At 66.4% G+C, this 14543-nt stretch carries 14 protein-coding genes; all 14 read left to right on the forward strand.

What is annotated here, in order from left to right; all coding sequences use genetic code 11:
- Nucleotides 1-92 precede the first annotated feature (92 nt).
- The 14 genes from DAT37_RS00325 (at nucleotide 93) to DAT37_RS00390 (ending at nucleotide 14452) form a co-directional block, all read left to right on the forward strand.
- The gene (locus DAT37_RS00325; protein ID WP_232839407.1) at nucleotides 93-1088 is read left to right on the forward strand and encodes an SMP-30/gluconolactonase/LRE family protein; all 996 of its coding nucleotides are present in this window, start codon (nucleotides 93-95) and stop codon (nucleotides 1086-1088) included.
- A gap of 220 nt (nucleotides 1089-1308) precedes the next feature.
- Entirely contained in the window at nucleotides 1309-2286 is a 978-nt protein-coding gene (locus tag DAT37_RS00330) for an NAD(P)H-dependent flavin oxidoreductase (protein WP_109522627.1), read from the forward strand.
- 322 nt (nucleotides 2287-2608) lie between these two features.
- On the forward strand, nucleotides 2609-3583 hold the full coding sequence (locus DAT37_RS00335) for an ACP S-malonyltransferase (RefSeq protein WP_109522628.1): 975 nt from the start codon (nucleotides 2609-2611) through the stop codon (nucleotides 3581-3583).
- A gap of 35 nt (nucleotides 3584-3618) precedes the next feature.
- Nucleotides 3619-4056 (forward strand): acyl carrier protein, encoded by a 438-nt coding sequence (locus tag DAT37_RS00340; RefSeq protein ID WP_109522629.1) that lies wholly within the window; start codon nucleotides 3619-3621, stop codon nucleotides 4054-4056.
- A 28-nt stretch (nucleotides 4057-4084) separates the two neighbouring features.
- Nucleotides 4085-5350 (forward strand): beta-ketoacyl-[acyl-carrier-protein] synthase family protein, encoded by a 1266-nt coding sequence (locus tag DAT37_RS00345; RefSeq protein WP_109522630.1) that lies wholly within the window; start codon nucleotides 4085-4087, stop codon nucleotides 5348-5350.
- Nucleotides 5351-5361: 11 nt separating this feature from the next.
- A complete protein-coding gene (locus DAT37_RS00350; protein ID WP_198654019.1) occupies nucleotides 5362-6630 on the forward strand; it encodes a beta-ketoacyl-[acyl-carrier-protein] synthase family protein in 1269 nt (422 codons plus the stop codon).
- Nucleotides 6631-6644: 14 nt separating this feature from the next.
- The gene (locus DAT37_RS00355) at nucleotides 6645-7775 is read left to right on the forward strand and encodes a 3-oxoacyl-ACP synthase III family protein (protein ID WP_109522632.1); all 1131 of its coding nucleotides are present in this window, start codon (nucleotides 6645-6647) and stop codon (nucleotides 7773-7775) included.
- Nucleotides 7765-8205 (forward strand): ester cyclase, encoded by a 441-nt coding sequence (locus DAT37_RS00360; RefSeq protein ID WP_198654020.1) that lies wholly within the window; start codon nucleotides 7765-7767, stop codon nucleotides 8203-8205. The genes DAT37_RS00355 and DAT37_RS00360 overlap by 11 nt, the downstream gene beginning before the upstream one ends.
- Nucleotides 8202-9413, forward strand: coding sequence for an FAD-dependent monooxygenase (locus DAT37_RS00365; RefSeq protein WP_109522634.1), 1212 nt, complete (start codon nucleotides 8202-8204; stop codon nucleotides 9411-9413). Before DAT37_RS00360 ends, DAT37_RS00365 begins: the two co-directional genes overlap by 4 nt.
- Nucleotides 9410-10117: a bifunctional 2-polyprenyl-6-hydroxyphenol methylase/3-demethylubiquinol 3-O-methyltransferase UbiG gene (gene ubiG, locus DAT37_RS00370; protein ID WP_109522635.1), complete on the forward strand. Its 708-nt coding sequence runs from the start codon at nucleotides 9410-9412 to the stop codon at nucleotides 10115-10117. Before DAT37_RS00365 ends, ubiG begins: the two co-directional genes overlap by 4 nt.
- Before the next feature lie 18 nt (nucleotides 10118-10135).
- Nucleotides 10136-10966 (forward strand): class I SAM-dependent methyltransferase, encoded by an 831-nt coding sequence (locus tag DAT37_RS00375; protein ID WP_109522636.1) that lies wholly within the window; start codon nucleotides 10136-10138, stop codon nucleotides 10964-10966.
- A 133-nt stretch (nucleotides 10967-11099) separates the two neighbouring features.
- Nucleotides 11100-12902 carry an AfsR/SARP family transcriptional regulator gene (locus DAT37_RS00380; protein WP_109522637.1) on the forward strand — a complete coding sequence of 601 codons (1803 nt, stop codon included), beginning with the start codon at nucleotides 11100-11102 and terminating at the stop codon, nucleotides 12900-12902.
- Nucleotides 12903-13232: 330 nt separating this feature from the next.
- Nucleotides 13233-13652 (forward strand): hypothetical protein, encoded by a 420-nt coding sequence (locus DAT37_RS00385; protein ID WP_157978223.1) that lies wholly within the window; start codon nucleotides 13233-13235, stop codon nucleotides 13650-13652.
- Nucleotides 13653-14263: 611 nt separating this feature from the next.
- Nucleotides 14264-14452 carry a hypothetical protein gene (locus DAT37_RS00390; RefSeq protein ID WP_109522639.1) on the forward strand — a complete coding sequence of 63 codons (189 nt, stop codon included), beginning with the start codon at nucleotides 14264-14266 and terminating at the stop codon, nucleotides 14450-14452.
- Nucleotides 14453-14543: the final 91 nt, after the last annotated feature.

Consider the following 14543-nt stretch of genomic DNA (forward strand, 5'->3'; position numbering starts at 1 on the left):
TCGACTCTTGACGTTCATTAGAGCTCTAATATAACTTAGAGCTCTATTTTAGAGATGACCTCAAATGTGTTCGAGTCGACCAAGGCAGGACCATGTTCCACACGCGCTTCCGTCATCGCTTCACCCTCACCGCCGCAACGACTCTCACGGTCCTGGCCGCCGCCTGCGGCTCGGACGCTGCCCACGGGCCGATCGAAACCGCCTACTCGCTACCCGGCGATCGCGTCTATCCCGAGGGCATCGCGGCCGATCCCCGTACCGGAGACACCTACGTCGGCTCCTACAGCACCGGCGCGATCTACCGCGCGACCTCCGCGGCCACCACGGCCGAAGTCTTCTTGCCCGAAGGCGCCGACGGCCGTCGCACCGCGAACGGCCTGGAGGTCGACCGCGCCGGTCGGCTGTGGGTGACCGACTCGACCGCGGGCGTCACCGTCTACGACATCACCAACCGCGCCCTGCTCGCCCGCTTCGACGTTCCGGGCTCGGCCCCGCGGTTCGTCAACGATCTCGCCGTCGCCACCGATGGCACCGCCTATCTGACCGACTCGGTCCGCGGTGTCGTCTACCGGGTCACTCCGCAACAATTGGACGAGGCCATCGCACGCGGCACCCGGACCGATCTGTCGGTGGGATTCGACCTGAGTGGGATGCTGACGCCCCGTGATCCCGGCGCGTTCAACCTCAACGGGATCGTGGTGGACCCCGTCGGGGACTATCTACTCGTCGTCGACATGATCCCGGGCGAGCTGTACCGCATTACTCTCGCGCCCGATGTCGTCGCTCCGATCCACAAAGTCGTGCTGCGCGGCGGCGACCTCACCCACGGCGACGGCCTGGACTTACAGGGCAACACGCTCCGGGTGGCCCAGAACACGATCAACACGATCAGCCGATGGTCGATCACGGACAACGGCGCGACCGCGACCCGCACCGACGCGCTCACCGACCCCGCGTTGAAGATCCCGACCACCCTGGTCCGCCTCGCCGACCGCACACTGGTCGTCGCCTCCCAATTCGATCGTGGCGGGCCCATGGGACCGGGTACGCCGACGACCTTCGAGATCGTCACCGTCGACGGCATCTGAGCATGTCTGCTCGTCGTGCTGCCTGCGACTCGCGAACCGAACCGCCGTTGCCGCACCGAGAATCGCTCGATCGGCGCTACGTCGGCGGATGCGGAGGGGCGAAAAGTTTCGGGGCAGACGTATCGGCGGCCGATGAGAACGTTATTTTCACCGCAGACATACGATATTCTCTCGGTCGGAGTGTATCGGCCCGGATCCGGGCTCGGGAAGGACGGTTGCGGTGTTGAAGACCAGGTTCACCGAGGAGTTCGGGATCGAACATCCCATCGTGTGTGGCGGGATGACGGCGGTGGGTCGGGCGGAGCTGATCGCGGCCGTCGCGGAGGCGGGAGCTCTCGGCTTCCTGGCGGCGCTGACCCAGCCGACGCCGGAGGATCTGACCCGTGAGATCGCGCGGGTGCGGGAATTGACCGACAAGCCGTTCGGGGTCAATCTGACCATCCTTCCGACCGTCAACCCGGTGCCCTACGACGAGTACCGAGACGCGATCGTCGACGGTGGTGTGAAGATCGTGGAGACGGCGGGGGCGAATCCGGAGCCGCATCTGCCGACGTTCAAAGCGGCCGGTGTGAAGGTGATCCACAAGGCGGTCGCGGTGCGTCACGCGCTCAAGGCCGAGCGTCTCGGTGTCGATGCCATCAGCATCGATGGGTTCGAATGCGCGGGACATCCGGGGGAGGACGATATTCCGGGTCTGGTGCTGATCAACGCCGCTGCCCGCAAACTCCGCATTCCGATCATCGCTTCGGGAGGGATCGCGGACGGCGCGGGCCTGGTCGCGGCCTTGGCGCTGGGTGCGGACGCGGTCAACATGGGGACGCGGTTCGTCGCGACCACCGAGGCCCCGGTGCACGAGAACGTCAAACAGCAGATCGTCGCGAACGACGAACGCGCGACCGCGCTGATCTTCCGTCAGTTCCACAACACCGCCCGGGTGGCGCGGAACGCGATATCGGACGAGATCACCGAACTGTCGCGGCGTCCCGGCGCCACCTTCGCCGATATCGCGCACCTGGCCTCGGGTGAACGTGGTCGCCGCGAGGTGTTGGGCAACGGTGATATGGACGGTGGCCTGTGGTGGGCCGGTCAGGCCCAGGGGCTCATCGACGAGGTGCTGTCGTGCCGCGAGGTGGTCGACAGCATCATCGCCGACGCTGAACAGATCATCGAGAAGCGGCTGGCGCACATGCGCTTCTAGCGCGAGTCGGCGGCGAAGCGGCACGGCAGCGCTCGAGATGCGGCGGCCGTGCCGGCTGAGGCGCCCCGACCGTGGCTCGTGCGGGGCGTTGCCGGTTCGCCGCACGCCTCGCAACTCTGCTGAGCGACAACGACTTCCGGGACGCGCGACACAGTCACCGAGACGCGGGTAGGAATCCCACCCGGCGATGACCGGTGTGTGATTGTCCGCTGCGGCAGAGATGCCGATTCATCGAGCTGAACGGAGGCTCGACGCGGGTCGTTTGGATCGGCTCGAGGTCCGCTCGAGGTCCACGCCTAGGTAAGCGGCCCAGAGTCGAGACATGTCGTCGTCTCTCGCTCCGATCCCCACTCGTCACGGCGCCGCGCCGACGCGGCGCGTGCTGGCGATGTTCCCCGGCCAGGGGGCGCAACGACCCGGAATGGCCGCGTGGCTGATCGAGCGGCACCCGGCGGCCGCGCGACTGTTCGCCCTGGCCGACGAAGTGCTGGACATGCCGCTGACCGAATTGTGCACCTTCGCCGACGCCGAGCAGCTCACTCCGACCGAAATCGCCCAACCCGCCGTGGCGGTGACTTCCCTGGCGATCTACGAGGTTCTGCGCACGGCCGGAGTCGAGCCACACATCGTGGCAGGACACAGTCTCGGTGAATTCCCGGCCCTGGTCGCGGCCGGGGTACTCCACCCTGTCGACGCGTTGCGGCTCGTCGGGGTGCGCGGCAGATTGATGGCCGAGGTGGCCCGGCGGACACCGGGGGCGATGATTGCGGTCTCCGGACTCGCGGTGCACCTGCTCGAGGACATCTGCGCCGACGTGAACGGTGTCGTCGAGATCGCCAACCACAACGAGCCGCGTCAATCGGTGCTGTCGGGCGAACGGCGCGCGGTACTGGACGCGGCGCGAGCGGCCAGGTTCGCCGGTGCCGACCGAACGGTCGAGTTGCGAGTCGGCGCGCCGTTCCATTGCACGCTCATGCGTGAGATCGAAGACGAATTCGCCTCGGCGACAGCCGATGTGGTGTTCGCCGATCCGGTCCTACCGCTGATCAGCTCGGTCACCGCGACCGTGGTCGAGGGTGGACAACAGGCGCGCGAACTCCTGCGCGGACAACCGGCCGCCCGGGTGCGCTGGGTGGATGTGCTCACCACCGCCGATGGCATGGGCGTCACCGACTACCTGGAGGTCGGCCCGGGCCGAGTGCTGAGCGGGCTCGTCGGCCGCACCGTGAGCGCCGCCACGGTGCGCAGCACCAACGACAGTCGGCGCTTGACCGCCGTGACACGGGCTTATCGCTGAAATCCGAATTCCGACAACCGATAAGGAGAGATCGCATGACCGGTACCGCCGAAGAACTCACAGCTGTGGTCATCACGTCCATCGCGGACGCGATCGGACTGGAAGAAGACGAGATCCACCGAGAGTCCACCTTGATCGATGAACTCGGCGCGGAATCGATCGACATGCTCGATGTCATGTTCCGCATCCACCGGGACACCGAGGTGGCGATCTCGGTCACCGATGTCGCCGATCTGCTGCAAGGCGGCATACCCGACGACGAGTTCGGGGACGAGAACGAGATCGTGACAGAGGTGGGGCTGGCCCACCTCGAAAAGGTGCTGCCGCAATTCGACCGCGATTCGCTGACCGGTCCACTGCGCGGTGACCAGGTACTCGGCCTGGTCACGGTCGGCAATCTGATCGATCTGGTGCATTTGCTCGCGGCCCGGCAGCGCGAGGCCGAGCACGCGGCGGCGGGAGCGCCTCGTTGAGTCGCGCCGTATTCGTCGGGGACAGCGCATGAGACGAGTTGTCATCACCGGGATGGGCGCGGTGACGCCACTGGGCATCGACGCCCCGACCACCTGGGCGAATATGATCGCCGGCCGCAGCGGCATCAGTCGGTTGAGAACCTTCGACTGCACCACCTTCCCGGTGCGGATCGCCGGTCAGGTACCCGACCACTTCGACCCGGCGGTCGCGGTGTCTCCGCGTGCCGACCGGCGTTGGGTCAATCGCCCGGGACTCTTCGGGCTGGCGGCGGTGACCGAGGCATTGCGCGATGCCGGGTTGGACGAGGAGATCCCGTACGACTCGGACCGGCGCGGAGTCGCGATGGGGGCCAGCGCGGGACGGCCGAGCGTCGACCTGCTGCTGCGTATCGCGGGTGCCCGGACTCGATCGGGAACCGGAGACGCCTTCGTCACCCAGGCGCCGAGTCAGGTGATGACCGGTAACCAGAACGTCCCACTCAACGCGATGGCGCGTCTGCTCGGGGCCCACGGTCCGATGGTCGGAATCCACACCGCGTGTGCGGGTTCCGGACACGCGATCGGCGAGGCGTTTCGGCTGGTCCAGGAGGGGGACGCCGATCTGATGGTGGCGGGCGGCTACGACTCGCTGACCGCGTGGGCGGACATCATCGGCTTCGGCGTGCTCGGCGCGCTGACCGACAAATACAACGACAGGCCGCAGGCAGGCTCGCGTCCGTTCGACGCACACCGGTCGGGATTCGTGCTCGGAGAGGGGGCGGGGGCCTTCGTGCTGGAGGACCTGGAATCGGCGCGCGCTCGCGGCGCGCGCCCGCACGGGGAGATCCTGGGGTTCTCCTCCACCCTGAACGCCTGGCGGATCACCGATTCGCCACCCGACGGTGCTGGCGCCACCGAGGCGATGGAGGCGGCGATCGCCGAATCCGGTGTGGGTACAGCGGGTATCGACTACATCGTGGCCCACGGCACCGGGACGCCGGGCAACGACCTCTCCGAAACCCGGGCCATCAAAAAGGTTTTCGGCGATCATGCCTACCGACTCGTGGTCAGTTCGCCCAAGTCCATGGCGGGCCATCTCACCGCGGCCTCGGCGGCGTTGAACGTGATCGCCGGACTCGGTGCGATTCGCGAGTCGATCGTGCCGCCGACGACCAATCTCGACACTCCGGACCGGGCACTGGATCTGGACTATGTGCCCCACATCGCCCGTGCGATGCCGGTGCGGGCGGTCGTGGTCAACGCCCTGGCCTTCGGTGGTTCTAACACCAGTCTCGTCATCGGAAGGGCCGCTTGATGAGGCGTGTGATGATCACCGGAATAGGGTTCGTGACGGCCTTCGGCGAAAGTGTCACCGCGACCTGGGAGGCGTTGACCGCCGGTCGCAGCGCCGTGGGCCCGTTGCGCGCTTACGACACAGGGCCGCTGCGCACCCGGATCGGCGCGGAAGCAACCGATTTCGACCCGGCGCGATTCATGTCGGCACGCACGATGCGGATGTCGACTCGCGGTGACCGATTCGGCATCGCCGCGGCACGGCTCGCCCTCGGCGACGCGGGACTGGACAAGGACGCACTGGGCATCCGCACCGGGCTGTATCTGGGCGGCAACAAAGACGTCTGCGATCTCGATCCGCTGATCGCAGGCATCGTCGGCATCCGGGATGTGGACGGGGAATCGAGTATCCGGATGATAGGGGAGCTCGCGCCGTCGGTGATCCCGCCGCTGATCTATGTGGAGGGGTTGCAGAGCGCCGTGTGTTTCCACGTGTCGTTGATGTTCGGCATACGAGGTCTCAACGCCTATTACGCGGGGGCCGCCGACGCGGGAGCCACCGCGATAGGCCGGGCCATGCGCACGGTGCGCCGCGGCGAGGCGGACATAGCGGTGGCGGGCGGCTGCGACGATGCCACCACGTGGTGGGCCATGTCGAAGATGGACGGCCTCGGACTGCTGACGACACACAATGAACTGGTTCAGCGGGCGTGTCGTCCCTTCGACCACGACCACAGCGGCGCGGTACTCGGCGACGGGGGTGTCGTCCTCGTTCTGGAAGAACGCGAGCACGCCCGCGCACGTGGCGCCCGGTGCTACGCCGAGGTGACCGGTTTCGGCATGGGCAACGAATCGGTGCGCGCGCCGGGCAGTTCCGCCGACGGCCGCGGCCTGGTTCGGGCGATCGATCGAGCGCGTACCGACGCGCGGGCGGTCGATGGTGTCGGGACCGTCGATCAGGTGGTCGCGCATGGATCGGGAACGCCGCTGGGCGACATCTCCGAAATGCGGGCACTGCGAACGGCTCTCGGGTCCGATGTCGACCGCGCGCAGATCACGAGTCCGAAACCCCAGACCGGTCATCTCCTCGGCGCCGCGGGCGCGTTGAACGTCGCCGTGGCCGCGCTGTCGCTCTACAGCGGCGTCATCGCGCCGACGTCGAACTTCGAGAAACCCGCTGTCGATTGCGATCTCGACGTCGTGGCGGGCGAGGCCAGGGAGTCCGCGCCGGGCAACGCTCTCGCGTTGGCACGCGGGCTAGAGGGCCAGGCCGTCGCGATCGGGCTGACCACAGCGAGTTGAAAGGACAGACATCAATGCCGACCACCTCATCCGATACCCGTCATGTTTCGGTGCTGGCCACCGGGGCGTACCTGCCGGGGGATCCGATCGACAACGCCGCGCTGACCGCGCTGTGCGGTGCGCTGCCGCCCGATGTCCTCGACGAGATCCAGGTACGGACCAGACACTGGATCATCGACCCGGCGACCGGTGAACATCGGACCGGCACCGCGGATATGGCGGTCGCGGCGGCCCGACAGGCGCTGCGACGTGCCCGTGTCGACGCGGCCGAAGTCGACCTGCTCGTCATGTCGACCGCCAGTCCCGAGTTCCCGCTGCCGGCCGCCGTGACCTATGTGCAGGAGAAACTCGGGCTGGAACAATGCGCTGCCATCGAATTTCGCGCGGGCTGCGTCGGGGCCGTACAGGGGCTGGACTACGCGCGGAGGCTACTGGCAGACGGCAGCTACCGCACCGCCGTCGTGATCGGCGCCGAATCGATCTCCCCGCTGTTCGCTCCGATGTTCCTCGGCCAGGACCCGGCGAAACTGCGTATGCGTGACCTGCTCACGATCTATACCTTCGGCGACGGCGCCGGTGCCCAGGTGCTGCGTGCGGGGGAGTCGGGAAGTGCCGACGTCGCAGCGGAATTCACGTTCGCGACCCGGTGTATGGGTGGTGCTCGTAAACCCGGTATGCAGATCATCGGCGGCGGGACGGACGCACCGGCCGCGGTCCAGGTGCGCCGCAAGCGGCTCGTCGAGATGAAACTCGATGTGTCGGGCACCCAGAAGTTCGGGCCGCGTGTCTTCGCGGAGGCCATGGTGGATATGTTCGCCCGTTCGGGTTCGGCCGTGGCCGATATCGACGCCTACGTGGTGCCCGAGGGCAACGCGGAGTACTTCGCCAAGGAATTCGCCGCCGCCGGAGTCGCGGACGCCGATCGCGCGACCCTGGCCAAACGGATGGTCGAAAACCTGGCCGATGTCGGTGCGACCGGGTCCGCGGCGGTGCCGCTGGCCCTGGACGCTGGCTGGGTCAGCGGGCGCGTACAACCGGGTGACACTGTCATGCTGCTGGCGATCGAGGCCAGCCGATATCTGTACGCGGGCCTCACCATGACCTGGGAGGCCCCGACGCCGGATGGAGCTGCCGGTGTCTCCTGAGCACAACCTCGAGATCGTGCGGTCGGTCTACGACGGTTTCGTCAACAGGGGCGACACCACGGTCTGCGATCGGCACTATCGAACCGACGTGGTGGATCACCAGGGCCTGCCGGGAGCACCGGACGGCATCGACGGCGTCAAATACACCATCGCCGGACTGCGCGCCGCCTTCCCCGATCTGCACGTGAGCATCGACGCGTCCAGTGCCCACGACGACTATGTCGTCATCCACTGCACCTGGCGCGGAACATTTCTGGGCACCCTGCTCGGTGTGGCGCCGACCGGCGCTCCGGTCGAATTCCGCGGGGTGGTGGTGTGGCGGCTCGAGGCGGGACGAATGGCCGAGCGCTGGGCGATCGGGGTCGACAACGGGATGATGGAAGCGCTCGGTCTCGGCTTCTTCGGCAAGCGGCGGAGACAGCGATCATGAGTGGACGGCCGACTGTACTCATCGCCGGGGGTGGAATCGGCGGACTCGCCGCCGCACTCGCCTTGCAGCGCGTGGGGATCGCCACCAGGATCTTCGAGCGCGCCGAAGCCCTGCGCGACGGTGGTGCTGGACTGCACATCTGGACCAACGGAACCCTGGCGCTGGATTACCTCGGCGTGCTCGGATCGGTGCTCGATATCGCCCCCGTGCAGCGGGTCTGCCACTTCGGCACTTGGCGCGGTGAGCTGTTCGGCCGGTGGCCGGTGGCCGATTTCATCGACCGTTACGGGACACCGACGGTAGCGATCCAGAGATCGGCCCTGCACGCGATCTTGATGACCGCGCTGGCACAGCGGGAACCGGTGCCGCAGGTCAGGACGGGCGCGGAGGTCGTCGCGGTCCAGAGCGACGATACCGGCGTGACAGTGGAATTGTCGGACGGAAGTGTGGAACGCGGCGATCTGCTGATCGGTGCGGACGGTGTACACAGCACGGTGCGCTCGGCGCTGTTCGGCCCGTCGCCCGCGCGTTACAACGGGCATATCGCATGGCGCGGTGTCGCCGAACTGCGGCACGAACTCATCCCGCCGGGCAGCTTCTACGGATTGTTCGGACCGGGAACGCGTTTCGCCTTCTATGACGTCGCGCCGGGCAAGGTGCACTGGATGAGCGTGGCCAACGGTCCCTCGGGCGGACGTGACGACGCCGCGGTGCGGCGGTTGCTGGCCGAGCGCCACCGGGGCTGGATGCCGCCGGTCGAGGACATCCTGGCGGCCACGCCGGCGAGCGCGATCATCCGCAACGATGTCTTCGACCGGAAACCGGCCAGGTGCTGGGGCCGAGGACGGGTGACCCTGCTCGGCGACGCGGCCCACCCGATCACCTTCGACATCGGGCAGGGAGCCTGCCAGGCATTGGAGGACGCGCTCGTGCTCGCCGGTCACCTCGGCGACACGGACGATCCGGTCGCGGCGCTGCGGTCGTACGAATCCGAACGTCGTAGGCGCACCTCGCCGATGCAGCGAACGGCTTATCTGATCGGGCAGGCGGGCGCCTTCGAACATCCGCTGCTGATCCGCACCCGTGAAGCGGTACAACGAGTGGTCTGGCCGATGATCGCGTTCCGGATCGCCGAACGAAACCATATTTCCTACGGCCGACGCTGGCGTGTGCCGGGGGCGGCCGTCGACAGCGAGACGAGACGATGACGGGTAACAGCACCGACGAATATTTCTTCGCCCAGTTCGCCGACACCTGGTGGTCCCAGGATTCGCAGATGAGTGGACTGGCTTCCTTCCAGCGACCGCGCTTCGCCTATTTCGATACCCACGTCGACGAGTGGGCGGGCAAACGGGTGCTCGATGTCGGGTGCGGCGGCGGATTCACCACCGAATTCCTTTCCGCCCGTGGAGCATCGGTGACCGGCGTCGATCCGTCGACGAGTCTGATCGCCGCGGCCCGGCGGCATGCCGAACAGACCGGGAAACAGATCGACTACAGCGTGGGAACCGCCGAGTCCCTGCCGTTTCCCGATGCCGCCTTCGATATCGTCACCTGTGTAGACGTGCTCGAACATGTGGCAGATCCGGCCCGGTCGATCAGCGAGATCGCGCGAGTTCTCACGCCGGGCGGGGTGTTCTGTTTCGACACGATCAACCGAACCGTTCGCTCGCGGATCGTCATGATCTGGATTCCCGAGTATCTCCTCGCGGTAGGCACAAAAGGCGTACACCTGTGGAAAGACTTCATCACGCCCGGCGAATTGCGCGGTTACCTCGCCGACGCAGGTCTGGCAGGCGAGGGGAGCTTGCGCGGGCTGACGATACTCGGAAAGCGCCGCGGCAAACTCGTCATCAGGGAAACCGGCGATCTATCGTGCACCTATATAGGAGTCGCACGGAAACCGCACTGACGAAAAGAAATAGAGAACATGGTTGAATCATCGATTTCCATCTCCGAGGTATCGGATACAGCGATCTGGATGGCCGCATATCGTGCCGAGGAATCGCTGCGGCCGGATGCTCTCTTCACCGACCCGATCGCTGAGAGATTGGCTGGAGAATTACGCGGGGCGGTGTTGTCATCCAAAGTGGCGGTGCCGGGCAGTCGCGGTGGATGGCCACCCGTGGTGCGCACGGCGTTGATCGACGGCCTGATCGCGAGATCCCTGGCCGAAGGCTGTGACCGCGTGCTGAACCTGGCGGCGGGTTGGGATACCCGTCCCTATCGACTCGATCTGCCGCAGGCCCTGTCGTGGTTCGAGGTCGATCTGCCCAAGATCGTCGACGCCAAGAACCGGGCGCTGGTCGATGAGGAGCCGCACTGCCGCGTGACGAGGAGTTCGGTCGACCTGACCGATCCGGCAGCGTGCGCGGCCTTCGTCACAGCCGCGGTCGATGGTGCGCGACGACCGCTGGTGATCACCGAGGGTTTGCTCCAATACCTGGAGCCCGCCCAGGTTCGCGGACTGTCGGAGGTTCTGCTCGCGGCCGGGGTGCGCTGGTGGATCACCGACCTGTGGACCCCATCCCTGCTGTGGTTGGTGAATCGCACGATGGGCAGGCATCTCGGACAGGCGCAGTGGGCTTTCGGGCCTGCGCGAGGGGCGGCCTTCTTTCAGGGCTGGACTCGGACGGACAACGAGTCGATCTTCTCGGCCGCGGCGCGGTGGCGTCGCTCGCCGGTGTGGCTGCGCCCGGCCGCCGTGCTGCCGGACGCGCTGCTGCGTTCCGGTGTCGTGCGGCTGTGTGTCGCGGAATGACGACCGTAATTCGCGTTACGTCCCTGTGAACCCTCGGAGAAAAGGTATTTGCCGCCGGTATTGGTGCATGCTACGCTCGCGAAACTATATGAACAGTGGTGTTCGCTGGTAGATATCTTTATCGGTAGGGGACATGGTCGAATTCAGACTGCTGGGGTTCGTGGAGCTTGTGGTCGACGGTCGGACCATAGATCTGGGGCCTTCCAAACAACGCGGAATTATGGCAGTCCTTCTCGCCGAACCCGACCGTCCGATATCCACCGATATTCTGGTCGACCGCGTGTGGGACGATCCGCCGGAAACCGTCCGGCATTCGGTATACACATACGTGGCCCGGTTGCGTCGGATTCTGCGCGCGGCCACCGGACATACCGAGACCCCGGTGCAGATCCGGCGTACCTTCGGCGGATACCGGCTGGAGGTGAACCCGGACCGCATCGATCTGACCGAATTCCGCCGCCTCCTCGCTTCGGAACGAGCCATGGACGCCGACCACCCCGATCGGGCCGCCACCCTGGCGCGGGCGCTCGACCTGTGGCGCGGTGAGCCGTGTGCCGGGCTCGACAGCGACTGGACCAGGAATTTTCGCGAGAGTCTGCGTCAACTACGGCACGAGGTGGTGATCGATCGGGCCGATACCGGGCTGCGATCGGGTGAACTGAAAATGGTTTCGGCCGATCTGCGCAAAGCGCTGATGGACAGCCCTCTGGCCGAGGATCTACACGAACGTCTGCTGACGGCCTACTACCTCGACAACCGAAGTGCGGAGGCGCTCTCGCACTACGACCGGATGCGCCGAGCGTTCGTCGCCGAACTCGGCGTGGATCCGGGCCCTCGGTTACGCGAACTACATTCGCGGCTGCTCGGCCGACAGCAGCCCGGCATCCCCCGTCTCGTCTCGACCTCGACGCGCGCGCCCGCCGAGGTCGCCCGGCTACCCGACGCGATGACCTTCCGTGGGCGCCAGGGCGAAATCGACCGACTCAGGCAAGCATTCACCGAAGACACCGGTCACGGAGTCCGGCCCGTACTGGTCACCGGAGGCCCCGGAATCGGCAAATCCGCCCTGGCGGCACAGACCGCGACCCTGCTCCACGATCGATTCCCCGACGGTGTGCTGCGCGCCGATCTCGGCGGCCTGACCTCCGAACCCGCCCCTCCCGGAGCTGTACTCGCGCGCCTGCTCCGCGGGCTCGGTCTTTCCGACACCGAGATCCCCGCCGACGCCCTCGCCCGAGCCGCTCGATATCGGGAACTACTGGCCGAGCGCCGCATGCTGGTACTGCTCGACGACGCCGCCAGCGACGAGCAGATCGCACCGTTGCTCACGGTCGGGCCTCGCAGTTCCGCGTTGATCACCAGTCGAGTGTCGCTCGGCCTCAACCGCATTCACACCGTGGTGCTGCGCGAACTCACGATGGCCGAGAGCATCGAGATATTGGAAGCCGATGTCGGGACCGAGCGGATCCACGCCGAGGAATGGGCAGCGAGTGCCCTCGTCCGCTGCTGTTCGGGCATTCCGCTCGCATTGCGGGCGGTCGGCGCGAGATTGGCCGCCCGCCCCCACTGGACCGTCGCGGGCCAACTCGGGAGGATGTCGGACGAGCAGCAGCGATTGAACGAATTCAGCTACGGCACGCTCGATATCCGCCGCAGCATGGCTCCCACGGTCGACCGACTGGGTCCGCGCGCCGCCGCCGCGTTCCGATATCTCGGCACCACCCTCGGTCCGCGCGAACTCTTCACGACCGTCACTCTGCCGGGCAATTCCGGCGCGTCGGGGATGGACGCCCTCGACGAACTGGTCGACGCTCACCTGCTCTCGGTCGTCGAGCAGACCGACGGCACCCGCGCCCAGTACCTCATGCTCGAGATCCACCGGCTGTACGCGAAGCAACTGGCACATGCCGCTGCCGCCGAACCTCTTCTTGCCTGAGTGGTACCCGCTCAGCCCGCGCACTCACCACAACGCCTCCCCGGCAATCGGATTCGCCCGAATCGACCCGGACCGTCGTATGATCCGGTGACGATGCCACCGATCCATGCATCAGGTCCCAGTTGTCGGACAATCGATCTCGGATTTTCGACTCCCGCGTGTCTCGTTCGGCGGTGTGTACGCGAGCGTCGACCGGTGTCGACGGCGGCGAAAGTCAGCTGTTCACACGACAATAGGACGGCGAGATCGCGCCTACGATCAGGTCCTCGTCGTCATTTCGAGCTCAGCGTGTGGCTGGCTGTCCGGCGGGTAGTGATCAGAGGAGGCTTGATGCGAACCAAGGGCACGCACAAGAACGGACGGTTCGATAGTCGGCTGCCCGCGACGCTGAAGATTCTCGGAGTCGCTTTGGTGCTGGGAGCGGGTTTCCTCAGTTCCTCAGGAACCGCCGAGGCGGATTGGCATCTGGCGGCAGTGAAAGTGGGAGGCGCCACCGTGCGTGACTGCTACCACCCCGTCCAGTACCCCTCGACAGACTGTAAGTCGGTCGGATATCTCCCCGAAGGCTCCACCGTCCACATCGTCTGCCAACGGGTGGGCCAAGCCGTGTACGGAGCATCCGGCATGACCGAGATCTGGGACTACGTCGTGGCTGAGAACGCCAATGCCCACCCCGCGATGGAAGGGCTGGTGTCCGACTCGAACATCTACACCGGCACCAACGACCTGGTTGCAGAAATCTGCCAGTAATCGACCTCGGTCGAGGTAGCCCCGTCCATTCGTACTCCGCAGCGAGCTGACCACCGACACGTCCCGGACGCGCCGGCCCGTGTCGGAGGCCCGCTCCGACCCGGCTGTTCAGCGACCACTGCGGACCGTGGATAGTCTCCGGTGCGCCAGAAATGTCCAGGTCGTGGGAACGCTGACAGGCCGCTCGGACCAACGATGGAATCGCCGCTGATGCCGCGTCTCGCGCGGTATCAGCGGCACCGAGCAGCGAAGTGGTGAGAGTGAGCCGACGCCCGCCCCTGGGCGCACCTCCCCGCCGGGGATCCGAAGGCCCGACATCCGGCCGAGCGCGACAAATCCATCACCCGATTCGGATGTCACGGCCGGGCCCTTTGCCCGAACACCGGCCGTGACGAGCGGCGACATTACTCGCTGGCCTCGCTGTAAAACGAGGATCGTGATGTCGAAGCGGTGTGTCGTCGCACCGGTACCGCCGATCGCCTGATTTCGACCCTCGGAGCGGCTCCTGTGCGGCATCGCACAGGCGGGAAGGGGCCGCGCGCGGTTTGAGAAGCGAAGGGCGGGCTATACCGTACACAACCCAGCGACTCATTTCGCCCTTCCTCGGCGCGGTGAGCGCGACTCAGCTCAGTGGATTCGGCAGCAAGGAATACCTCATGACCGACGCCCCGCACGCGCGCACCGCGACCCCCAGCGAACGACCCTCCGTTACCTGGCCCGATCCCAGCCCCCTCACCGGTTGGTGGGAAGAGATCATGGGTCTGACCGACCCCGAGCAGTCGCGCCCTTCCGCTGCCTGATTTCGGGCGTCGTCCCGAGGTCATCGAAACCGACCTGCGCTGCCAGGCCGATCCGGCGTTGCTCGAGGACAGCGTCGAGTATCGAATGGCG

This window comes from Nocardia aurea (assembly GCF_003123685.1).
Classification (GTDB): Bacteria; Actinomycetota; Actinomycetes; order Mycobacteriales; family Mycobacteriaceae; genus Nocardia; species Nocardia aurea.